Source organism: Caulobacter ginsengisoli (assembly GCF_030814835.1).
Lineage (GTDB): Bacteria > Pseudomonadota > Alphaproteobacteria > Caulobacterales > Caulobacteraceae > Caulobacter > Caulobacter ginsengisoli.
Map to the genome: position 1 here is coordinate 435,240 of NZ_JAUSVS010000002.1, position 20,243 is coordinate 455,482.

General features: G+C 68.7%; 22 protein-coding genes. 13 read left to right on the forward strand and 9 right to left on the reverse strand.

Translation table 11 applies throughout. The annotated features are described in order from the left end of the window. Positions 1–209 precede the first annotated feature (209 nt). On the forward strand, positions 210–1,259 hold the full coding sequence (locus QO010_RS07370; RefSeq protein ID WP_307347833.1) for an aspartate-semialdehyde dehydrogenase: 1,050 nt from the start codon (positions 210–212) through the stop codon (positions 1,257–1,259). Here the strand turns inward: QO010_RS07370 and QO010_RS24050 are convergent. From QO010_RS24050 to QO010_RS07385, 3 genes are all read right to left on the reverse strand, one after another. Further along, on the reverse strand, positions 1,213–3,081 hold the full coding sequence (locus tag QO010_RS24050) for a methyl-accepting chemotaxis protein (RefSeq protein ID WP_307347835.1): 1,869 nt from the start codon (positions 3,079–3,081) through the stop codon (positions 1,213–1,215). The two genes, QO010_RS07370 and QO010_RS24050, sit on opposite strands and share 47 nt — an antisense overlap. 260 nt (positions 3,082–3,341) lie before the next feature. Next, the gene (locus QO010_RS07380) at positions 3,342–3,572 is read right to left on the reverse strand and encodes a hypothetical protein (protein WP_307347837.1); all 231 of its coding nucleotides are present in this window, start codon (positions 3,570–3,572) and stop codon (positions 3,342–3,344) included. Between the two features lie 27 nt (positions 3,573–3,599). Continuing rightward, positions 3,600–5,219 (reverse strand): isocitrate lyase, encoded by a 1,620-nt coding sequence (locus QO010_RS07385; RefSeq protein WP_307347839.1) that lies wholly within the window; start codon positions 5,217–5,219, stop codon positions 3,600–3,602. A 130-nt stretch (positions 5,220–5,349) separates the two neighbouring features. Between QO010_RS07385 and QO010_RS07390 the strand changes: the two genes are divergently transcribed. The 3 genes from QO010_RS07390 (at position 5,350) to QO010_RS07400 (ending at position 7,533) form a co-directional block, all read left to right on the forward strand. Continuing rightward, positions 5,350–6,765, forward strand: coding sequence for a helix-turn-helix domain-containing protein (locus QO010_RS07390; RefSeq protein WP_307347840.1), 1,416 nt, complete (start codon positions 5,350–5,352; stop codon positions 6,763–6,765). A 69-nt stretch (positions 6,766–6,834) separates the two neighbouring features. Next, the gene (locus QO010_RS07395; RefSeq protein ID WP_307347842.1) at positions 6,835–7,251 is read left to right on the forward strand and encodes a VOC family protein; all 417 of its coding nucleotides are present in this window, start codon (positions 6,835–6,837) and stop codon (positions 7,249–7,251) included. A gap of 75 nt (positions 7,252–7,326) precedes the next feature. Continuing rightward, positions 7,327–7,533 (forward strand): hypothetical protein, encoded by a 207-nt coding sequence (locus tag QO010_RS07400; RefSeq protein WP_307347843.1) that lies wholly within the window; start codon positions 7,327–7,329, stop codon positions 7,531–7,533. On the opposite strand, the gene QO010_RS07405 is transcribed toward QO010_RS07400, so the two are convergent. After that, positions 7,521–8,324: a crotonase/enoyl-CoA hydratase family protein gene (locus QO010_RS07405; RefSeq protein ID WP_307347844.1), complete on the reverse strand. Its 804-nt coding sequence runs from the start codon at positions 8,322–8,324 to the stop codon at positions 7,521–7,523. The two genes, QO010_RS07400 and QO010_RS07405, sit on opposite strands and share 13 nt — an antisense overlap. Positions 8,325–8,443: 119 nt before the next feature. Here QO010_RS07405 and QO010_RS07410 point away from each other — a divergent pair, with 119 nt between their 5' ends. Next, positions 8,444–9,238 carry a glutathione S-transferase family protein gene (locus QO010_RS07410; RefSeq protein ID WP_307347845.1) on the forward strand — a complete coding sequence of 265 codons (795 nt, stop codon included), beginning with the start codon at positions 8,444–8,446 and terminating at the stop codon, positions 9,236–9,238. Here the strand turns inward: QO010_RS07410 and QO010_RS07415 are convergent. Then, on the reverse strand, positions 9,210–10,220 hold the full coding sequence (locus QO010_RS07415; protein WP_307347846.1) for a formylglycine-generating enzyme family protein: 1,011 nt from the start codon (positions 10,218–10,220) through the stop codon (positions 9,210–9,212). The two genes, QO010_RS07410 and QO010_RS07415, sit on opposite strands and share 29 nt — an antisense overlap. A gap of 62 nt (positions 10,221–10,282) precedes the next feature. Between QO010_RS07415 and QO010_RS07420 the strand changes: the two genes are divergently transcribed. Further along, positions 10,283–10,486, forward strand: a complete 204-nt coding sequence (locus QO010_RS07420; protein ID WP_307347847.1) for a hypothetical protein — start codon at positions 10,283–10,285, stop codon at positions 10,484–10,486. Here QO010_RS07420 and QO010_RS07425 read toward each other — a convergent pair. Further along, entirely contained in the window at positions 10,476–11,039 is a 564-nt protein-coding gene (locus QO010_RS07425) for an HD domain-containing protein (protein WP_307347848.1), read from the reverse strand. The genes QO010_RS07420 and QO010_RS07425 overlap by 11 nt on opposite strands. 10 nt (positions 11,040–11,049) lie before the next feature. Beyond that, positions 11,050–11,802, reverse strand: a complete 753-nt coding sequence (locus tag QO010_RS07430; protein WP_307347849.1) for a class II aldolase/adducin family protein — start codon at positions 11,800–11,802, stop codon at positions 11,050–11,052. 93 nt (positions 11,803–11,895) lie between these two features. Between QO010_RS07430 and QO010_RS07435 the strand changes: the two genes are divergently transcribed. Beyond that, complete coding sequence (locus tag QO010_RS07435) at positions 11,896–12,612, forward strand: Crp/Fnr family transcriptional regulator (protein WP_307347850.1); 717 nt, start codon at positions 11,896–11,898, stop codon at positions 12,610–12,612. 4 nt (positions 12,613–12,616) lie between these two features. On the opposite strand, the gene QO010_RS07440 is transcribed toward QO010_RS07435, so the two are convergent. Then, positions 12,617–13,771 carry an aminotransferase gene (locus QO010_RS07440; protein WP_307347851.1) on the reverse strand — a complete coding sequence of 385 codons (1,155 nt, stop codon included), beginning with the start codon at positions 13,769–13,771 and terminating at the stop codon, positions 12,617–12,619. A gap of 129 nt (positions 13,772–13,900) precedes the next feature. Here QO010_RS07440 and QO010_RS07445 point away from each other — a divergent pair, with 129 nt between their 5' ends. The 4 genes from QO010_RS07445 (at position 13,901) to QO010_RS07460 (ending at position 17,464) form a co-directional block, all read left to right on the forward strand. Next, on the forward strand, positions 13,901–14,617 hold the full coding sequence (locus tag QO010_RS07445) for a glycosyltransferase family 2 protein (protein WP_307347852.1): 717 nt from the start codon (positions 13,901–13,903) through the stop codon (positions 14,615–14,617). A 52-nt stretch (positions 14,618–14,669) separates the two neighbouring features. After that, positions 14,670–15,902 carry an LLM class flavin-dependent oxidoreductase gene (locus tag QO010_RS07450; RefSeq protein ID WP_307347853.1) on the forward strand — a complete coding sequence of 411 codons (1,233 nt, stop codon included), beginning with the start codon at positions 14,670–14,672 and terminating at the stop codon, positions 15,900–15,902. A gap of 81 nt (positions 15,903–15,983) precedes the next feature. After that, on the forward strand, positions 15,984–16,658 hold the full coding sequence (locus QO010_RS07455) for a DsbA family oxidoreductase (RefSeq protein WP_307347854.1): 675 nt from the start codon (positions 15,984–15,986) through the stop codon (positions 16,656–16,658). A gap of 56 nt (positions 16,659–16,714) precedes the next feature. Then, positions 16,715–17,464 carry a glucose 1-dehydrogenase gene (locus QO010_RS07460; protein ID WP_307347855.1) on the forward strand — a complete coding sequence of 250 codons (750 nt, stop codon included), beginning with the start codon at positions 16,715–16,717 and terminating at the stop codon, positions 17,462–17,464. Between the two features lie 3 nt (positions 17,465–17,467). Here the strand turns inward: QO010_RS07460 and QO010_RS07465 are convergent, their stop codons facing one another. Further along, positions 17,468–18,484, reverse strand: a complete 1,017-nt coding sequence (locus QO010_RS07465; protein ID WP_307347856.1) for an alpha/beta fold hydrolase — start codon at positions 18,482–18,484, stop codon at positions 17,468–17,470. A 62-nt stretch (positions 18,485–18,546) separates the two neighbouring features. Here QO010_RS07465 and QO010_RS07470 point away from each other — a divergent pair, with 62 nt between their 5' ends. Continuing rightward, the gene (locus QO010_RS07470) at positions 18,547–19,119 is read left to right on the forward strand and encodes a TetR/AcrR family transcriptional regulator (protein ID WP_307347858.1); all 573 of its coding nucleotides are present in this window, start codon (positions 18,547–18,549) and stop codon (positions 19,117–19,119) included. A gap of 99 nt (positions 19,120–19,218) precedes the next feature. After that, the gene (gene glk, locus QO010_RS07475; protein ID WP_307347860.1) at positions 19,219–20,172 is read left to right on the forward strand and encodes a glucokinase; all 954 of its coding nucleotides are present in this window, start codon (positions 19,219–19,221) and stop codon (positions 20,170–20,172) included. The last annotated feature ends 71 nt before the right edge of the window (positions 20,173–20,243 follow it).

Here is a 20,243-nt window from a genome sequence, read left to right on the forward strand (position 1 = left end):
CAGAGGTCAGTTTACAGAAAACGCCGCTCCCCCTAAGAACATCCCCGATGTCCAACGCGACCGCCAAACCGACTATTAAAACGACCTGCTTCGGCGGGGCGTTGTCGGGTGGGCGCAAGGTCTAAGACCGCGCCATCAGGACATAGCCCCGCCGACGCGCGGGGCTTAGACAAGACCCCGCGCCTCCGCACCACAAGGAGACGCCTTCCATGAACCCCCGCTTTTCCGCCGCCTCGCCGCCGCATGTCGGCATCGTCGGCGCCACCGGCCTGGTCGGCGAGATGATGCGCCAGCTGCTGGCCGAGCGGGCCTTCCCGCTGGCCTCGCTGCGCCTGTTCGCCTCGGCGCGGTCGGCGGGCAAGCGGCTGCCGTGGAACGGCGGCGAGGTCGTCGTCGAGGACGCCGCGACAGCCGACTATGCGGGCCTGGATATCGTCTTCTTCTCGGCCGGCGGCTCGACCTCCCTGGCCCTGGCGCCCAAGGTGGCGGCGGCGGGGGCGGTGGTCATCGACAACTCCTCGGCCTGGCGCGGCGATCCGGACGCGCCTTTGGTGGTGTCCGAGGTCAATCCCCAAGCCCTGGCCAGCATCCCCAAGGGCATCGTCGCCAACCCCAACTGCACGACCATGGCGGCCATGCCGGTGCTGGGGCCGCTGCACCGCGCGGCGGGGCTGAAGCGGCTGGTGGTCAGCACCTATCAGGCCGCTTCCGGCGCCGGGGTGGCCGGGATCGACGAGCTGGAAGCGCAGGTGAACGCAGCCGGCGCGCAAGCTTCCGCGCTGGCGCGGGACGGTGAGGCTGTGACTTTCCCGCCGCCGGCCAAGTGGGCCGCGCCGCTGGCCTTCAACGTGGTGCCGTTCAACTACCGGCTGGCCGAGGCGGGCTACACCGAGGAGGAGGTCAAGCTGCGGGACGAGACCCGCAAGATCCTCGACATCCCGAACCTGCCGGTCTCCGGGACCTGCGTGCGGGTGCCGGTGTTCACCGGCCACTCGCTGTCGATCAATGCGGAGTTTGAGCGGGCTTTAAGCCCGGAAGCGGCGACCGAAATCCTGGCTCAGGCGCCGGGCGTCGTCTTGGTCGACATCCCCAACCCTCTGGCCGCCTCAGGCAAGGACCCGGTCTATGTCGGCCGTATCCGCGCCGACCCGACCGTCGAGCACGGCCTGGCGCTGTTCGTCACCGGGGACAACCTGCGCAAGGGCGCGGCGCTCAACGCTGTGCAAATCGCGGAGGCGCTCTGTTCGCGGGCGGGGTGAGGTCGCGCTGACCGGAGGCCGCCCGCGTCACCTTGAAGCGGCCGACCAGTTCGGTCAGCTGGTCCGCCTCGCCCTTGAGCGAATAGGTGGCCGCGCTGGCCTGCTCGACCATGGCGGCGTTCTGCTGGACGACCTGGTCCATCTGGTTGACGGCGGTGTTGACCTGGTGGAGCCCGGTGGCCTGCTCCTGGGCCGAGGCGCTGATCTCGCGCACGACCGCGTCGATGCTGGCGAACTGGGCGACGATCCGCTGCAGCGCCTCGCCGGTGCGGCCGACCAGATCGACGCCCTGGCCCACCTGCCCCGCCGAGGTGTTGATCAGGGCCTTGATCTCCTTGGCGGAGTCGGCCGAGCGCTGGGCCAGGCTGCGGACTTCCGAGGCGACCACGGCGAAACCGCGGCCGGCGTCGCCGGCCCGCGCGGCCTCGACCCCGGCGTTCAGGGCCAGCAGGTTGGTCTGGAAGGCGATCTCGTCGATGACGCCGATGATCCGACTGATCTGGGTCGAGGACTCCTCGATGGCGCTCATGGCCTCGACGGCCTCGCGCATGATCGCGCTGGACTGCTCGGCGTCGCCGCGGGCGGTGGCGACGACAGACGCGGCCTCGGTCGAGCCGGCCGCGGTGCGCCGGACGGTCGAGGTGATCTCGTCCAGGGCCGCGGCCGTTTCCTCGAGGCTGGCGGCCTGCTGCTCGGTCCGGCGCGACAGGTCGTCCGAGGCCGAGGCGATTTCGTCGGAGCCATTGCCGATGCCGCTCGCCGCCTGGGCAATGGTGGCGATCGCGCTTTCGAGGCTGGAGACGGCGGTGTTGAAGTCCTGCTTGAGCGCGGCGTAGTCCGCCGCCACCTCGGCCGAAAGCCGGGTGGTCAGGTCCCCCTCGGCCAGGGCCGAAAGCGCCCGCGCCATGGCGTCGACGACGCGCTTCTGCTCATGTCCCGCCGCTTCGAAAGCGGTCTCGGTTTCCTTGAGCTTCTGGTCCAGATGCTGCTGGAAGGCGGCGGCCTGGGCTTCGAGCTTGGCCCGTTCCAGGCCGTTTTCGCGGAAGACCTCGGCGGAGCGGGCGATGTCGCCGATTTCATCGGCCCGTTCCGTGCCGGTGACCTTCAGATCAAACCGGCCGCCCGCCATCTGCAGCAGCAGGCCGTTCAGCTGGGTCAAGGGGGCGGCGATGGCCCGGGTGGTCAGCCAGCCGACCAGGGCGGCCAGCGCGATCAGGGCCGCGAGGCTGATCATGATCTGCAGTTCGCTGCGCTTCATCTGGGCGCGGGCGGCCTCAAGGTCCGAGGTCAGTAGCTGGCTCTGACGGCTTGCCAGCCCCCCGTTGCCCTTCTCGCCGACCAGCAGGGCCTGGGTTTGCTTGAACACCGGCAGGACCTGTTCCTTGAGGGCCTGAGCCGCCGCGGCCGCGTCGCCGGTGTCGGCGACCTGGAAGGCCGCCGCCTGCGCCGCTTTCAATTTCGGCAGGGTTTGCGACAGGCTCGCCCAATCCGCCTTGTTTTGCGGGTTGGTGAAGTTCGGGGCCAGGCGGTTCATCTGGGCCGTGAGCTCGTCGACCCGCGTCCACTGGGTCGACCACTGGTCGCGCAGGGACGGATCATGGGTGATGATGTAGCCGCGCAGGGCGTTGGCCGAGCTGACCGTGGCGACCGAAAGCTTGAGGCTGGTCATGGCGGCGGGGCCGCGCACATCGGCCGCCAGGCTCACCCGGCGGGAGGCGTTCTGGATTTGCGGCACCACGGTGCCGATGGTCACCAGGGCAACAGCGATGACCGCGAAGAACGCGAGCGCCAACCGCCCGCCGGTCTTTAGATTGAGTTTCACCGCATCAGTCCTTTGCCGCGTGGCATTCAGGACTGACAGGGAGCGCCACAAGAATTAACCAATAATGATCAGCGAACACCGCTCTCGATTAGCTCTGAGCGGCGAAATGCAACCCTAAACTGTGCCTGGTTGATGATGTCGCCAGCGTGATGCTCAATTCGGGTATAGCCTTCTCTTGGGTGCAGCAACCTGAAGGCTTGGCGTTTACTTCCGAAGGCGGCGCGGGCCGCGACAAAATGCCGTCGCGGCCGCGGCCCACATCAAGCCTGTGCTGGTTCCTTCTCACCGACGGTGGGCACGATCTGGTCGCCCCAGTTGCCCGAGCCGTCGTGGCATCGCGAGGTGCGGACCAACTCGACGCTGTAGCCGGCCTCGACCGCCTTGCGCACCGCCTCGTTGAGCCGGTGCGAGGCTTCCGCCACCCGGTGCACGGCCCGTTCGCGGGCCGACGAGTTGGGCATTGCGGCCGGGGAGAACTGGGAAGTCGCCATGGGATTTCCTCCTTCGATACGGTGCGGCTACTCGGCCGCGAACTGGTTCATGGTGTTGCCGTGACCGCCGGCCTTCAGGGCGCGCTCGCCGGCGACCATTTCCTTGAAGGTGTCGCCCAGGTCCGAGCCGACCTCGTGCTGGTGCTTCACCGCCGAGACGCCGCGGCGGATTTCCTCGCGCTGCACCGAATTGACGTAGGCCTTCATGCGGTCAGGGCCGAAATAGCCGCGCGACAGCTCGTCCATCGACTTGGCGGTCAGGTGGAAGGTCGGCAGGGTGATCAGGTTGTGGAACACCCCGGCCCGGGCCGAGATGTCGGCCTGGAAGGCGGCCAGGCGGCGGTCGGATTCCTGGCCCAGCTCCGTGCCATCCAGCTCCGCCGACATCAGGCCGGCGCCGTCCGGATAGGCGTCGGCGGCGATCTTCCCTTCGGCCACCCACTGGGCGATCACCTGCTTGCGCAGGTTCAGGGTCCAGTTGAAGGACGGGCTGTTGTTGTAGGTCAGCTTGGCGTTCGGCACGACCGCGCGGACCTCGTTCACCATCGAGGCGATCTCGTCGACGTTGGGGGTGTCGGTCTCGATCCACAGCAGGTCGGCGCCGCCCTCGGTGAGCGAGGCGATGCAGTCCTCGACCACCCGGGCCCGGCCGGTGCCGTCCTGGAAGGCGAAGAGGCCGTTGGGCATGCGCACCGGCTTGACGAACTGGCCGCCCTGGAAGAGCGCGATCTCGCCCTCCTGGATGGGGTTCTCAGGCGTGATGGCCTCGGTCTTCAGCCACTTGATGTACTGGCTGGCCAGGTCGCCCGGCTCCTTGCTGACCGGCACCTTCTGGGTGAGGCCCGCGCCCAGGCTGTCGGTGCGGGCGACGATGACGCCCTCGTCGACGCCCAGTTCCTCGAAGGCCAGGCGGCAGGCGCGCAGCTTCTCGATGAAGTCCTCGCGCGGCACGGTGACCTTGCCGTCCTGGTGGCCGCACTGCTTGGCGTCGGAGACCTGGTTCTCGATCTGCAGGCAGCAGGCGCCGGCCTTGATCATCTCCTTGGCCAGCAGGTAGGTGGCGTTCTCGTTGCCGAAGCCCGCGTCGATGTCGGCGATGATCGGCACCACGTGAGTTTCGAAGTTGTCGATGGCCTTGATGGCGGCGCGCTCGGCGACGTCATCGCCAGCCTTGCGGGCGGCTTTCAGGTCCTTGAACAGGTCGTTGATCGCCACCTCGTCGGCCTGGCGCAGGGAGACGTAGATCTCCTCGATCAGTTCGACCACAGCGGTCTTCTCATGCATCGACTGGTCGGGCAGGTGGCCCCAGCGGTTGCGCAGGCCCGCCACCATCCAGCCGGACAGATAGACATAGGCGCCCTTGGTCGTGCCGCGCAGGCGCTTGACCGACTTGATCATCTGCTGGGCGTGGAAGCCCGACCAGCAGCCCAGCGACTGGGTGAACTTGCTGCTGTCCAGGTCGTACTCGGCCATGTCGGCCCGCATGACCAGGGACATGGCCTTGGCGATATCCAGGTGGGTGTTGAAGGTGTTCTGCAGCTTCAGCTGGATGATGTCGTCCACGGCCACGCCGCCCGAGGTCTGGCCGCTGGGATAGCGGGCGAGCAGGGCTTGCTGGTGTTCGGCGTAGGTCTTGCGGGGCGACATGGACTTCCTCGACGGTTCGAAATTGCGTAACGGCAGCTAGCCTCGGCGGCTCCGCCAGCGCGAACCAATTGAAGCCGAATTGTCACAAAGTGACTTTGTGTTTTCTGTAAACTTGTGACAACGTGACCGTATGGCGACGAGCGACAAGAAGCTGTTCCTGGGCGGGCGACTGAAGCGCCTGCGCCGCGACCTGGGCGTCACCCAGAGCGCCATGGCCGAGCAGCTCAAGGTCTCGCCCAGCTATCTCAACCTGCTGGAGCGCAACCAGCGGCCGGTGACGGCCCAGGTGCTGCTGCGGCTGGCCGAAGCGTATGATCTCGACCTGCGCAGCCTCTCCGCCGACGAGCCGGGCGGCGGGGCCGGGCTGGAGGAGGTGCTGGCCGACAAGATGTTCGCCGACCTGGCCCTCAGCCGCCACGAGGTGGCGGAGGTCGCCGAGCTGTCCCCCAGCCTGGCCGAGGCCTTCGTACGCCTCTACCGGGCCTATCTGGACCGGGGCAATCTGATCGACCTGGGCGCCTTCGAGGGCCGCGACGGGCCCACGGGGCCGACGCCCACCGACTGGGTCCGCGACCTGGTGGGCGCCCAGCGCAACCACTTCGCCGAGCTGGAGGAGCTGGCCGAGCAGATCGTCGCCGACCTGGGGGTCGATCCGCGCGACCTGACCCCGGCCCTGCGCGACCGGCTGCTGGAAGCGCACAGCGTCCGCACCCGCGTGATGCCGGTGGAGATCATGGCCGGCGCCCTTCGCCGCTTCGACCGCCACCGCAAGCAGCTGCTGGTCTCCGAAACCATGGCCCCGGCCAGCCGCACCTTCGCCATGGCCTATCAGCTGGGCCTGATCGAACAGGGCGATGCCATCGCCCAGATCGCCGACCGCTATGTTCCGCCGGACCGGGCGACCCGCGAGCAGCTCAAGGTCTTCCTGGGCAACTACCTGGCCGCGGCCGTCATGATGCCCTACGGCAGGTTCCTCGCCGCCCTGGAAGAGACCGGCTACGACATCGAGCGGGTGCGCTCGCGGTTCGGCGTCTCGTTCGAGCAGGCCGCCCATCGCCTGACCACCCTGGCCCGCTCCGGCGCGCGCGGCATCCCCTTTTTCATGGTGCGGGTCGATGCGGCGGGGAACATCTCCAAACGCTATTCCAGCGGCCCGTTCCCCTTCTCGCGGTTCGGCGGCACCTGTCCCCGCTGGAACGTCCATGACAGCTTCAAGACCCCGGGCCGCATCGTCACCCAGGTGATCGAGACCCCCGATGGCGAACGCTACTTCACCCTCTCGCGCACCGTACGCCGGGTCGCCGGCCTGCTGGCGGGGCTGGAGGACGAACTGGCCGTGGGGCTGGGTTGCGAGCTCAAGCACGCCGGCAAGCTGGTCTATGCCAGGGGCCTGGACATCGTCTCGCCGGCCATCGTCGAGGTCGGCCCCGCCTGCCGGATCTGCGAGCGTCGAAACTGTCCGCAACGCGCCGCCGCCCCGGTCAACCGCAAGCCGCTGGTCGAGGAGTCGGTCAAGAGCGTGACGTCGTTCCCGTTCGCGCCATAAATTTGCGACGGCCTGTCGGTTGGCCTGCTGGCTGTCCGTCCTAGGGCCAGATCAAACAGGAGACCCGCCATGCGGATGATTTTCGTGAACCTGCCGGTGAAGAGCGTCAAAGCCTCCCGCGACTTCTTCGGCGCCCTGGGCTTCACCTTCAACGAGCAGTTCTGCAGCGAGGACACCGCCTGCATGGTGATCGAGGAGAACATCTTCTCGATGCTGATGGAGACGGCCCGCTTCAAGGCCTTCATCAAGGGCGATGTCGCCGACACCGCCAAGGGCAAGGAGGTGCTGGTCTGTCTCTCCTGCGCCAGCCGAGCCGAGGTCGAGGCGCTGAAGGCCAAGGCCATCGCCGCCGGCGGGGGCGAATGGCTGCCGGCCCAGGACTACGGCTTCATGTATGGCGACAGCTTCACCGACCTGGACGGTCATGTCTGGGAACTGAACTGGATGGACCCGGCCGCCGTCGCCGGGGGACCGCCAGCCGCCTGACGATTTCGGCGGGTTCCAGGGATGGAACCCGCCGGCTCCGGCGTTTGACCTGTAGAGGCAGGCAGGGGCCGACGCATGCAGGACTACGTTTTCCACGTCCATTACCTCGATCGGCCCGAGCCGGAGGTGCTGGCCGTAGTCGTGCGCGATGACCAACGGGCTCATGAGTTGGCTCGTCAGCGGCTGGCCGAGGGTCATGCGGCCATCGAGGTGTGGTCGCGCGAGCGGCGGTTGTTCCGGGTCAGCCGGGAAGGCGGCCAGAAGGACGCTCAGTCGGCGTAGACCGCCGTCCGCTTCTCCAGGTTGGACATCACCGCCTCGATCTGGTTGGGCGAGCCGATCAGCGCGCCCTGTTCGACGGACTCCGCCTTGAGGATGGCGTGCTGGTCGCCGTCCTCGACCATGTTGAGCAGCCGCTTGCCGGCCCGGATGGCGCTGGGGCTCTTGCCGGCGATCTCCGCGGCCAGGGCCAGGGCCTCGGCGCGCGGGTCGGCGCAGACCCGGGTGGCCAGGCCCAGCTTGAGGGCCTCCTCGCCGTTGAAGATGCGGCCGGTGTAGGTCAGCTCACGGGCCACATCGTCACGCACCAGACCCTTCAGGATCACCATGCCGGCCATATCGGGGATCAGGCCCCACTTGATCTCCAGCACCGCCATGCGGGCGTCGGCGGTGACGAAACGCAGGTCGGCGCCGAGCGCCAGCTGGAAGCCGCCGCCGAAGGCTACGCCGTGGACGGCCGCGATCACCGGCTGAGGCAGTTCGCGCCAGACCATGACGGCGTGCTGGGCGCGGTTGGAGCCGCCGGGGGTCCGCTCGGTCTTGACCAGGCTGTCGCCGCCGCGCCGCTCGCCCGAGGCCATCTTGGCGAAGTTGCCCATGTCCAGTCCGGCGCAGAAGGCCCGGCCCTCGCCGGACAGCACCACGGCGCGGACATCGGCGCGGCTCTTCAGCGCCTCGCCGGTGTCGATCAGGGCCTGAAACATGGCGTCGTCCAGGGCGTTCATCTTGTCGACCCGCACCATCCGCACGTCGGCGACGCCGTTCGACACTTCGACCGTGATGCGCTCGTCCATGATCTCTCTCCCTCGATTGGGCGAATAGTGGCCCAGGCGCCCTTGGGGAAGCAAACATCCGCCGTTGCGCGAGGCGAATTTCCCCGGCCTGATAGCCAAAAGCCCAGGGAAGAACGCCGATGATCGAGCTGCTCGAACACCCCCTCTCGCCCTACGCCCAGAAGGTGAAGATCGCCCTGGCCGAGAAGGGCGTCCCCTTCACCGTCCGCACCCCGGACGCCATGGGCTCGGGGGCCACCCCGGCCGAGTTCCGCGCCGCCAGTCCGCGCGGCGAGGTGCCGGTGCTGTTCGTCGAGGGGACCCCGATCTACGACTCGACCATCATCCTGGAATTTATCGAGGATCGCTTCCCCGACCCGCCGCTGCTGCCCAGGGATCCGCTGGCCCGCGCCGCGGCCCGCACCATCGAGGAGGTCTGCGACACCACCTACGAAGCCATCAACTGGGGCCTGTCGGAGATCGCCTGGTTCCGCCGCGCCGAGGGCGAACTGGCCGAGAAGCTGAAGGCCGAGGCGAAGGGGCAGGTCGGCCGGCTGCACGCCTGGTTGGAGTCGCAGTTGGGCGATGGTCCATGGTTCGGCGGCGAGACGTTTGGCTGGGCCGACCTCTGTGTCGCGCCCTTCGTGCAGGGCTCGGCGGGCTATGAATTGGCGCCGGCGGAGGGGTCGAAGCTTGCGGACTGGCTGGGCCGGGTGCGCCAGCGGCCGTCGGTGGCGGCGGCCTTCAAGGCGGCCCGGGACTCGCTGGCGGCCATGAGCCAGGTGGCCGGCATCGTCGAGCGGGGGCAGTTCAAGCGGCAGTACCGCGATCACCGCCTCGAATGGATGATCCGCTCGGGCGGCGTCGAGGTGGTGCTCAAGGGCCTGGAGAAGGACAACATCCGCTTCAACGGCGAACCCTCAGTACAGTCCTGAACCCCACATGCGATGAACCGGTGTCCGGCGGTCCCACCTCCCGGGCCGCCGGCCGGTAGCGGTAGCAATAGTTGTCAGCGCAGAGGAACGAGCCGCCCTTGATCACGTGCGAGCGGTTGGCGGGGTCGAGGGCGTCGCTGGGGCCTTGGGGATCGTCGCCGTCGGCGGGGTTGAGGCCGGGGGCGTACCAGTCGTTCGTCCATTCCCAGACATTGCCGGCCATGTCGAAGAGCCCATAGCCGTTGGCCGGATAGCAACCGGCCGGGGCGGTCTGGGCCTTGTAGCCGTCGCCGCCGCTGTCGAAGGCCGGGAAGACGCCCTGCCAGATATTGGCCATCGGCTTGCCGGCCTTGTCATAGGTCTGGCCCCAGCTGTAGGCGGCCCCGTCCAGGCCGCCCCGCGAGGCGTATTCCCACTCCGCCTCGGTCGGCAGGTCGCGGCCCAGCCATTTCGCATAGGCCTTGGCGTCGGCCCAGCTGACCTGGACCACCGGGAAGCTGTCCCGGCCCTTGAGGTCACTGCCTGGCCCCTGCGGATGGCGCCAGTTCGCGCCCTGGATCACACGCCACCAGTCGGCGGGATTGGAGAGGTCGGCTTTGGGATTGGGCACGAAGACCAGGGAGGAAGGACGGCGCTGCTCCTTGGTCAGGCCGGGATAGGCCGCCGGATCGAGCGGGCGTTCGGCCTGGGTGACATAGCCGGTGGCCGCCACGAAGCGGGCGAAGTCGGCGTTGGTGACCTCGGTCCTGTCGATCCAGAAATCGCCGACCCGGGTGCGGCGCGGCGGGCCTTCCTCGCGGTGGCGGGGTTGGGCGCCCATTTCGAAGCGGCCGCCCTTGATGAGGACCATGCCGGCCTGGGGCTGGTCCGGGGTGGGAACCACAAGGCCGGTCTGGCAGGCGGCGGGCGCCTTGACCGCCAGCTTAGGCGCGCAGGCGCCCAGGGTCAGGGCGCCGAGCAGGATCAGGATCGAGCGAGTCACGGCCCTATCCTGACACCGAACGCGCGGCCGCATCAGGCGTTTTACCGCCAAAGGAGACCGTCATGGCCGAACTCGACGCCCAACATCGCAACAAGCTGCCGAACAAGGACTTCGCCGAACCGGAAAAACGCGCCTATCCGATTGAGGACAAGACCCATGCCCGCAACGCGAAGGCCCGGGCCAGCCAGGCCGTGAAGGCCGGCCGCATGTCCAAGGCCGAGGAAAAGCGCATCGACCGCAAGGCCGACGCGGTGCTCAAGAAGTAGCGGCCATGCGCGGCGCGGCCAGCACCCGGCGCAGGGCCGGTTCGAAGGCGTCCAGCGGCAGGGTCTGATAGTCGGGATCGAAGGCCGGCGCATCATAGAGGGCGCAGAACTCCACGGTTCGGGCATAGCTCGGATGCTCGGCGAAGCGGTCGCGTGCATGCCGATCACGGCCGATGAAGTGGAAGAAGTAGTGGCCCTGGAAGACGTCGTGGTTCTCGACCATCCAGTGGTTCTCCGGACTGACGAAGGGCTTGAGGATGGCCGCGGCCATGGCGGCGTGATTGTAGCTGCATAGCCCGTCGCCGATGTCGTGCAGCAGGGCGCAGACCACATACTCCTCGTCGCGGCCGTCGGCCTGGGCCCGGGTGGCGGTCTGCAGGCTGTGGGTCAGCCGGTCGACGGCGAAACCGCCGCCGTCGCCGCCCAGGCCGTGCAGATGATCGAGCACACGGTCGGGCAGTTTGGCAGCGAAGGGGAAGAACTGCGCAGCGATGCGGGTCCAGTCCTCCTGGTCGCCGTTTTTCATATCGGTGAAGCGGGCGCGAAGGGTCATGCTTGGGCTCCTAATGGCGGTAGCTGGGGTCGAGGCGGTCCATCTTGCGCAGGATGGCCGGCCAGATCAGGCCGGCGCCGGCGTCGCCCAGCGAGCGGCGCGACTGGGCGGCGATGCGTTTGAGAATGTCGGGGCCGACGGTGATCAGTTCGCCGCCGCCGGACTGGGCCAGGATCTGGATCTCGCAGGCCCGCTGCAGCATGAACATCTTCAGGAAGGCGTCGGCGACGGTGCGGCCGCAGGCCAGCAGGCCGTGGTTCTCCAGGATCATCAGGTCCCGGTCGCCGAGGTCGGCCTGCAGGCGCGGCTGCTCGTCGGCCTCCAGCGCCACGCCCTCGTAGGGATGGTAGGCCAGGGTCGACAGGGCGTAGAGGGCGGTCTGCGATGCGGGCTTGAGGCCACCCTTCTGGGCCGAGACCGCCACGCCGTGCGGGGTGTGCAGGTGGACGACGCACTCGGCGTCGGCCCGCGCCGCATGCACGGCGCTGTGGATGACCAGGCCCGCCGGGTTGATGGCGGCGTCAGAGCCGTCGAGGATCGCGCCGGCCAGATCGATCCTGACCAGGTTGGAGGCGGTCACCTCCTCGAACATCAGGCCATAGGGGTTGATCAGCAGTTGATGATCCGGCCCCGGAACCCGCGCCGAGATATGGGTGAAGATCAGGTCGTCCCATCCCAGATGGGCGATCATCCGGTAGCAGGCCGCCAGGTCGACGCGGCGATCCCATTCGTTGGGGCTGATCGATGAGGGTCTGTTGGGCATGGCGGCCTCCTTGGCTGCCGGACCCTAAGGCGGACCCGAAAGGTAAACTGTCGCGTAGTTGACAATTCGGACCGTTTCCGTCGAGCCTGATCCATGGCGACTTCAGAAACCGTGCGCGAAGTGCTGGCCCGGAACCCCTGGTTCCGGGCGTTGCCGGGCGCCCTGGCGGCCGGCATTCTCGAGCAGGGCATGGTCCGCACCCTGATCGACGAGGTGGTCTACGCCGCTGGCGATCCGCCGAACGGACTCTTCGCGCTGATCTCCGGAGAGATCCGCGTCATCCAGACCACGGCGCAGGGCCGCTCAGCCCTGCTGATGATCGCCAGCCCCGGCGTCTGGTTCGGCGAGGCGGCGATGATCGACGGCCTGCCGCGCACGTCCGACGCCCTGGCCGTGGGCCGGGCCCGGGTGCTGCAGCTCAGCCCGGCGGTGTTCCGGCGGCTGACCGCGGAAAACAGCGACCATTATGCGGCCTTCGCCCGACTGGTCTGCGAGCAGTACCGCAAGGCGATGGACTACATCGTCACCACCGCCGACCTGCCCCTGCCGGTGCGATTGGCCCAGCGGCTGGTGGGCCTGGCCCAGGCGCATGGCCGCCGCGAGGGCGAGACGGTGGTCATCGGCCTGCGCCTGTCGCAGGAGAGTCTGGCCGAGACAGTGGGGGTCTCCCGCCAGACGCTCAACCGGACCCTGAAGGGGTTGGAAGCGCAGGGCCTGATTTCGGTGGGCTATGGCGCTCTGACCATTCGCGACCCGGCGGGGCTGGAGGCGCTGGCCCGGTCACGGACCCTGCCTGAGGGGCTGCGGTAGATCCTCAAGCGAACATCCGCCGCGCTTTGGCCAGCCGCTCGATCCCCGCGTCCAGCGTCGCGTCCACCTTGGCGAAGCAGAGCCGCGCCACGGTCGTTACCGGCCGCTCGGCATAGAAGGCGCTGACCGGGATCGCCCCCACGCCCGCCTCCTTCACCGCCCGCAGGCAGAAGGTCGCGTCGTCCATGTCGATGCCCGAGGCCGGCAGGTCGATGCAGAGGAAATAGGCCCCCTCGGCCCGCAACACCTTGAACCCCTCGGCGGTCAGGCCGGCGGCCAGGCGGTCGCGGCTGCGCTGATAGTCGGCCCGCATGCCGGTGAAATAGGCCTCGTCCTTGCCCAGGCCGTAGGCCACCGCCGTCTGCAGGTTCGGCGGAGTGGTGAAGGTCAGGAACTGGTGGGCCTTGGCGATGACCTCGATCAGGGCCGGGGCGGCGCAGGCGAAGCCGACCTTCCAGCCGGTCATCGAGAAGATCTTGCCGGCCGAGCCGATCTTGACCGTCCGCTCGCGCATGCCCGGCTCGGCGATCAGCGGCCGGTGGGTCAGGCCGTCGAACACCACATGCTCCCAGACCTCGTCGCAAACCGCGATGGCGTCGAAACGCCGGCAATAGTCGGCCAGCAGGGCGACCTCCTGGGCGTCGAACATCCGGGCGGCGGGGTTGAGCGGGTTGTTGAACACCACCAGCCGGGTTTTCGGGCTGAAGGCCGGGGCCAGGGCCGCTTCGGTGATTCGCCAGTCGGGCGGCGCCAGATCGACGAATCGCGGGATTCCGCCGGCCAGCCGCACCATCGGCAGGTAGGCGTCGTACATCGGCTGGAAAAGTACCACCTCGTCGCCCGGCGAAATCAGCGCCAGGAGCGACGCCGCCAGCGCCTCGGTGGCGCCGGAGGTGACCAGCACCTCGGCCGGTTCCAGGTCCAGGTTCTGGAAGCGGCGATAGTGCTCGGCCACGGCGGCGCGCAGCTCGGGAAGGCCCGTCATCGGGGGATATTGGTTGTAGCCGCTGACCAGCGCCTCGGCGGCCCGGAGGCGCACATCCTCCGGCCCCGGATCGTCCGGGAAACCCTGGCCCAGGTTGACCGCGCCATGCTCGCGGGCCAGGCCCGAGATCACGGTAAAGATGGTGGTTGGCAATTGGGTGAAGATAGGGTTCATCTTACGCCGCTTGGTAAGCGTTGCGGGGGCGGGCGGCAATTCTGGCTCTTCAAACCGAAGGCCAGGAACCATCGCGACCCCGATCTGCTTCTTGAGTTAGTAACAGGGTCAACAAGGGTGAAACCCACCATGCCAGCGGACTGCATCAGCTGTATCGTCTGTGCCTACAATGAAGCCGAACGGATCGACCGGATCCTGGAAGCGGCCCTCAAGCATCCTCTGATCTCCGAGGTCATCGTCGTTAACGACGGTTCGACCGACGATACGCACGCCCGGGTGGCGGCCTACCCCGAGGTGCGGCTGATCAGCTATCCCGACAATCGCGGTAAGACCCACGCCCTGGCCTGCGGCATCGCCGCCGCCAAGTGCGATCATCTGATGTTCCTCGACGCCGACCTGAACGGCCTGGAATCCGAGGACATCGACGCCCTGGCCGAACCGGTGCTGAGCGGCCAGGCCGATGTCAGCATCAGCCTGCGCGGCAACAGTCTTGGGGTCTACAAGCTGATGGGCCTGGACTTCATCTCCGGCGAGCGGGTGATCCCGGCCCATCTGGTGCGCGAAGCGGCCAAGGCCATGCTGGAAATGCCCCGCTGGAGCGGCGAGGTGTTCATGAACGAGCTGATCATCGGCAAGGGCCTGCGGGTCGCGGTCGTCGAATGGCCGCAGGTCCGCCACACGCCCAAGAGCGAGAAGACCAACGCCTGGCGCGGCCTGGTCGACGAGGTCCACATGATTGGCGACACGGTGAAGCTGCTGACCGTGCGCGGCGTCGTCCGCCAGAACTTCGCCATGCTCAAGCTGATGGGTGGCAACAAACGCTGGGCGTCGGCCTGGAGCGCTTGATTCCCTAGCCGCTTCCAACCGACACTCCCGCAAAACGCGGGGAGCGGCTGCCATGAAGTTCGGCGTCTTCTACGAACACCAGCTGCCCCGGCCCTGGCTGCCAGGTGACGAGGCCAGGCTGTTCCACGAGGCGCTCGAGCAGGTGGTTCTGGCCGACAAGCTGGGCTTCGACTACGCCTGGGAGGTCGAGCACCACTTCCTCGACGAATACAGCCACTCCTCGGCCCCGGAGGTCTTCCTGGCCGCGGCGGCGGGGATGACCAAAAACATCCGGCTGGGCCACGGCATCCGCCAGGTCATCGCCAACTACAACCACCCGGCCCGCACCGCCGAGTGCCTCGCCACCCTCGACATCGTCAGCCACGGCCGGGTCGATTTCGGCATCGGCGAGGGAGCGACCCGGCTGGAGCTGGGCGGCTTCCATATCCCGGCCAAGGAAAAGCGGGCCATGTGCCTGGAGGCCGCCGAGCAGATCGCCAACATGATGGTGCTGGAGCCCTATCCCGGCTTCGAGGGCGCCAGCTTCTCCATGCCCTGCCGCAACGTGCTGCCCAAGCCGATGCAGAAGCCGCATCCGCCGATGTGGATGGCCTGCACCAACCGCGACACCATCAAGGTCGCCGCCTCCAAGGGTGTCGGGGCCCTGGCCTTCAGCTTCATCGACCCGGACGAGGCCAGGGTCTGGTCGCAGATCTACTACGACATCATCGCCTCCGATCAGTGCGTGCCCATCGGCCACACGGTGAACGCCAACATCGCCATGGTCTCCAATTTCTCGATCCACCACGACCGGGCCGCGGCCATCCGGCGCGGCAACGAGGGGTTCGAGTTTTTCGGCTATGCCCTGAACGCCCTGGTCGCCCATGACACCGTGCCCGGCCGCACCAATCTGTGGCCGGAATACCTGGCCAGGCGCGGCGACCGCACGCAGGACCTGATCACCGCCAGCGAACTGGCCGGTTACCGCGCCTCGGGCATCGGCACACCCGACGACATGCGCGAGCACCTGCGGGCCTTCCAGGCCTCGGGCATCGACCAGGTCATCTTCATGCAGCAGGCCGGCCGCAACCGGCACGATCACATCTGCCAGTCTCTGGAACTGTTCGCCGCCGAGGTGATGGCCGAGTTCAAGGCCGATGTCGCCGAGCGCGAGGCGGCCAAGGCGGCGCGACTGGCCCCGCATATCGAGGCGGCCCTGGCCCGCAAGATCTGGATGCAGCCCCTGGCCGACGATGACATCCCCGTGGTCCGGGCCTCGGTCGCCAAGGCCCAGATCAACCAGTAGCCGGGCGCGAGCCTGACCCAGGTCAAGGCGGGCAGGGGGCAACTGGTCCAATCTGCCGTCGGCCATTGCTGGAGTTTTACCGTGACCCCCGTCCCGATCGTCTGTTTCTCCGACGTCCTCTGCATCTGGGCCTACATCGCCCAGCTCCGGGTCGATGCGCTCAAGGCGGCGTTCGGCGACCAGATCCGCTTCGAGCCGCGCTTTTGCTCGGTGTTCGGCGACACCGCCCGCAAGATTTCGACCGCCTGGAAGGACAAAGGCCGGTACGAGGGCTTCAACGCCCACATCCGCCATGTGGCCGGACAGTTTCCCGAGGCGGCGATCAGCCCCGACCTCTGGCTGACGGTGCGCCCGGCGTCCTCGACCGGTCCGCAACTGTTCCTCAAGGCCATTCAGCTTCTGGAGGCGGAAGGCGGCTGCGCGGAAGGCGCCTTCGAGGCGGCGACCTGGGCCTTCCGCCGCGCCTTCTTCGCCGAGGGGCGCGATATCGGCGTCTGGCGCATCCAGGGCGAGATCGCCCATGCCACGGGCCTTGATCTGGCGCCGGTGGAGGCGCTGATCCTGGACGGCCGGGCCTTCGCGGCCCTGGCCAGCGACTACGCCGATGCAGTGACCATGGGCATCCAGGGCAGTCCCAGCTTCGTGCTCAACGAAGGGCGTCAGAAGCTCTACGGCAATGTCGGCTATCGGGTGCTCGACGCCAATATCCGCGAACTGCTGCGCGAGCCGGCCCAGGACCAGGCCAGCTGGTGCTGAGCGGTTGACCCGGGCCCCCGGCCCGGAGGATCGTGCACCTAAACGGGGGGGCTGGAATGTCAGGGGAACTCAGGGGCCGCACGGCCATCATCACCGGGGCGGCCGGCGGCATCGGGGCGGTCTCGGCCCGGCTGTTCGCCGAGGCCGGGGCCAATGTGGTCTGCGCGGACCTGTCGCTGGAGGGGGCCCAGGCGGTGGCGGCGGGCCTGCCCAGCGCCCTCGCCGTGCGGGTCGATGTCGCCGACAGCGCCTCGGTGGCGGCCATGGTCGCCGCGGCGGTCGAGCGGTTCGGGCGGCTGGACTGCGCCTTCAACAACGCCGGCATCGAGGTCGAGGCCAGGCCCACCCACGAGGCCGACGAGGATGTGTTCGACCGCACCATCGCAGTGAACCTGCGGGGCGTCTTCCTCTGCCTCAAGCATGAGATCGCCGCCATGCTGAAGACCGGTGGCGGCAGCATCGTCAACACCGCCTCGATTGCCGGGGTGGGCGGCGCGCCCAACATGCCGGCCTACGCCGCCAGCAAGCACGGCGTCATCGGCCTGACCCGCACCGCCGCCCTGGAATACGCCCGCCTGGGCATCCGGGTGAACGCCGTCTGCCCGGGCGTGGTTCGCACCGCCATGATGAAGGCCGCCATCGCCGCCGCCCCAGCCAGGGCCGACCGCGTGGCCGGCATGCACCCGATGAACCGGGTGGCCGAACCGGAAGAGGTGGCCCGGGCGGCGCTGTGGCTCTGTTCGGATGCGGCTAGCTTCATCACCGGCGATGCGTTGCGGGTCGATGGCGGGGTCGGAGCCCGGTAGGTCTCAGCGCCGCAAGGGCCGTTTCTCACGCAGGGCGATCACGACCTTGGCGATCGCCGCAGCCGCCAGGTCCGGGCCGGTTCCGGGAATGTCGTGACCGCTGCCCTGCGCGACCAGGGTTTCGCTGTCGGTCGATAGCGCCGCCAGCCGTGCCTGGCCGGCGGCCCAACCGGGCTCGAGAAAGGCGTCGGGACCCGTGAACGGCCGGCCGTGCCGCACGATCATCAACGGCATGGAGCCCAGCGCGCCGAAGCCGCCTGGCCGCCGCTGGTCCTCCGGCGTCAGGTCGTAGCCGTGGGCCGCCTCGTTGCCTGCCGCGCGGAAGAAGGCCGGGCGGACCACCAGGGCCAGGGCCTGGCGGCGCTGGGCCGGATCCAGGGAGGCCGGCAGGCGGGCCTTGGCCGGGTCGGCGGCCAGTTGGGCCCGGACCAGCCCGAGCTTGGCGGCGCCCTCCAGCCGGCGATAGAAGGCCGCGCCGGACGACACCCAGTCGAAGAAGCGCTGATTGAAGACCACACCCTCTTCGGCGGCGTCCACCAGCACCATGCCGGCAACGGCCCCCGGCTGATCCCGCGCCATCTGGCGGGCGATCAGTCCGCCATAGGAGTGGCCGACCAGGACGAACGGCCCGGTCTCGCCCGCCCCAGCCAGCACGGCGCGCAGCTCGGCGGCCTGGCCCGCGATGCTGAGCGGCGAGCGGCTCGGCTCGCTCCAGCCCAGCCCGGCGCGGTCATAGGCGCAGACCCGGGCGAAACGGGCGATGCGGGTCTGTAACGGAGCGAGCAGGACAGCGGGAACCCCGCCGCCCGACACCAGCACGACGGTGGGGCCGCCCTGGCCGACACAGAGCATATGCCGACGACCATTGCCGACATCGACCATCCGTCCCGGCGGCGGGAACCTGGTGGCGTCGCGATGCTCGAGCCAGACCTCGATCGCCACGGCGCCGATGAGCCCGGCTACGACCAGGCCGCCAAGGCCCAGGCCCAGCCAGAGCGCCCATTTTCCGATGTCCGCCATATTCCATCCCTCAATCGGATACTTTATAGTATCGGATACCAATAAGTATCGAAAATGAGCCCATGTCGAGTCGTCCTCTCAGCCGCAAGCGCGCCCAGACCCTGGAACGGCTGCTGGCCGGGGCCACGGCGGTCATCGCCGAGAAGGGGTTCCAGCGCGCCTCCCTCGACGAGATCGCCGCCCGGGCGGGGCTGACCAAGGGGGCCGTCTATTCGAACTTCGCCAGCAAGGAGGCGCTGTTCCTGGCGGTGATGTCGGCCCAGACCCTGCGCATGCAGCCTCGCTTTCCGCCGGATGGCGACCTGCGGGCCTGTCTGCGGGCCCTGGGCGAGGCCTGCGCGGAACTGTTGCCCCGCGCCCGCGCCCAGGCGGCCTTCATCTCGGAGTTTCACCTCTACACCCTGACCCATGACGAGATGCGCCAGCGGCTGGGCGACGCCCACGCCGCCGGCTTCGCGGCCGGGGCCGCCGACCTCGTGGCGCGGTTTCCAGCCGATTGCCTGCCGATGCCACCGCAGGTGTTGCCTGTTGTCATCCAGGCGCTGTCGCTGGGCCTGGTCTATCAGCATTGCCTGACCCCCGACGCGGTGACGCCCGAAGTGGCCATCGCGGCGTTCGAGGCGCTGGCGGGCTGACGGCGACAGCCGCAGAATGGCGATGTTTCGGGCGAGAGGCCTCTCTTCGCAGCCGCTCGCCCCGCTGGCGCGTTGTCACGCGACAAAGAAAGGATGCGCATGGCGGAAGACCTGGTTCTGGTCGGCGATATCGGCGGCACCAATGCCCGCTTCGGCCTGGCTCGCGCCGGGTCGGCGAAGATCGAGGCCATCCACGGATACGAGGTCGCCGACTATCCCCAGGCGACCGACGCCATCCGCGTCTATCTCGAGGCGGTCAAGCTGAGCGCCCCGCCCGCCCGCGCCGCCATCGCCGTGGCCGGGCCGATCATCGACGGGGCCATCGACTTCACCAACAGCGACTGGCTCCTCTCCGAGCAGGGCTTGCGGGAGATGGGGTTTGGCGAGGCGCGGCTGCTCAACGACTTCGCGGCCCTGGCCCTGGCGGCCCCGGCCATGACCGGCCACGACCTGCACCGGCTGGGCCATGAGGCGCAGGCCGAGCCGGGCGGGACTCTGGTGGTGATGGGACCGGGGACCGGATTTGGGGTCTCGGCCCTGGCGGCGGGCAGGACGGTGGTCACGACAGAGGGCGGGCATGCCGCCTTCGCGCCGGGCGACGAGGTCGAGGACGAGGTGCTGCGCCGGCTGCGGGCGGAGTTCGGCCGGGTGTCGATCGAGCGGCTGCTGTCGGGGCCGGGCATCTGCAGCCTGCACCGGGCCCTGGCCGACATGGCGGGCCGGCCGGTGGAAACCGACGATCCCGCGGCCATCACCAAGGCGGCCCTGGCCGGCGACCCGGCCAGCCTGGACACCCTGATGCGGTTCTGCGGCATCCTGGGCGCGGTGGCCGGCGACCTGGCGCTGGGGTTCGGGGCCACGGGCGGGGTCTATATCGCCGGCGGCATCCCGCCGCGCATCCTGGACCTGCTGGACGCCTCGCCCTTCCGCGCGCGTTTCGAGGACAAGGGGCGGTTCAAGGCCTATGTGGCCCGCATTCCCACCCAGGTGATCGTCCACCCGCACGCCGCCCTGGTCGGGGCGGCGCTGGCGGCGTCGCCGGCGGCCCCCTGACGGAACCTTCGACCCCGCCCAGCCATTTCCTGTTGCGAGGCTCTGCACCCCGCGGGCTCTGACGATTGGAG

Bases quoted from the DNA above. Each gene is read 5' to 3' on its own strand.
- QO010_RS07430 (WP_307347849.1), bottom strand. From the start codon at position 11,802: ATGCCCAACAGACCCTCATCGATCAGCCCCAACGAATGGGATCGCCGC.
- QO010_RS07380 (WP_307347837.1), bottom strand. From the start codon at position 3,572: ATGGCGACTTCCCAGTTCTCCCCGGCCGCAATGCCCAACTCGTCGGCC.
- QO010_RS07440 (WP_307347851.1), bottom strand. From the start codon at position 13,771: ATGAACCCTATCTTCACCCAATTGCCAACCACCATCTTTACCGTGATC.
- QO010_RS07450 (WP_307347853.1), top strand. From the start codon at position 14,670: ATGAAGTTCGGCGTCTTCTACGAACACCAGCTGCCCCGGCCCTGGCTG.
- QO010_RS07410 (WP_307347845.1), top strand. From the start codon at position 8,444: ATGATCGAGCTGCTCGAACACCCCCTCTCGCCCTACGCCCAGAAGGTG.
- glk (WP_307347860.1), top strand. From the start codon at position 19,219: ATGGCGGAAGACCTGGTTCTGGTCGGCGATATCGGCGGCACCAATGCC.
- QO010_RS07395 (WP_307347842.1), top strand. From the start codon at position 6,835: ATGCGGATGATTTTCGTGAACCTGCCGGTGAAGAGCGTCAAAGCCTCC.
- QO010_RS07445 (WP_307347852.1), top strand. From the start codon at position 13,901: ATGCCAGCGGACTGCATCAGCTGTATCGTCTGTGCCTACAATGAAGCC.
- QO010_RS07385 (WP_307347839.1), bottom strand. From the start codon at position 5,219: ATGTCGCCCCGCAAGACCTACGCCGAACACCAGCAAGCCCTGCTCGCC.
- QO010_RS07370 (WP_307347833.1), top strand. From the start codon at position 210: ATGAACCCCCGCTTTTCCGCCGCCTCGCCGCCGCATGTCGGCATCGTC.
- QO010_RS07420 (WP_307347847.1), top strand. From the start codon at position 10,283: ATGGCCGAACTCGACGCCCAACATCGCAACAAGCTGCCGAACAAGGAC.
- QO010_RS07400 (WP_307347843.1), top strand. From the start codon at position 7,327: ATGCAGGACTACGTTTTCCACGTCCATTACCTCGATCGGCCCGAGCCG.
- QO010_RS07465 (WP_307347856.1), bottom strand. From the start codon at position 18,484: ATGGCGGACATCGGAAAATGGGCGCTCTGGCTGGGCCTGGGCCTTGGC.
- QO010_RS07390 (WP_307347840.1), top strand. From the start codon at position 5,350: ATGGCGACGAGCGACAAGAAGCTGTTCCTGGGCGGGCGACTGAAGCGC.
- QO010_RS07405 (WP_307347844.1), bottom strand. From the start codon at position 8,324: ATGGACGAGCGCATCACGGTCGAAGTGTCGAACGGCGTCGCCGACGTG.
- QO010_RS07425 (WP_307347848.1), bottom strand. From the start codon at position 11,039: ATGACCCTTCGCGCCCGCTTCACCGATATGAAAAACGGCGACCAGGAG.
- QO010_RS07460 (WP_307347855.1), top strand. From the start codon at position 16,715: ATGTCAGGGGAACTCAGGGGCCGCACGGCCATCATCACCGGGGCGGCC.
- QO010_RS07435 (WP_307347850.1), top strand. From the start codon at position 11,896: ATGGCGACTTCAGAAACCGTGCGCGAAGTGCTGGCCCGGAACCCCTGG.
- QO010_RS07470 (WP_307347858.1), top strand. From the start codon at position 18,547: ATGTCGAGTCGTCCTCTCAGCCGCAAGCGCGCCCAGACCCTGGAACGG.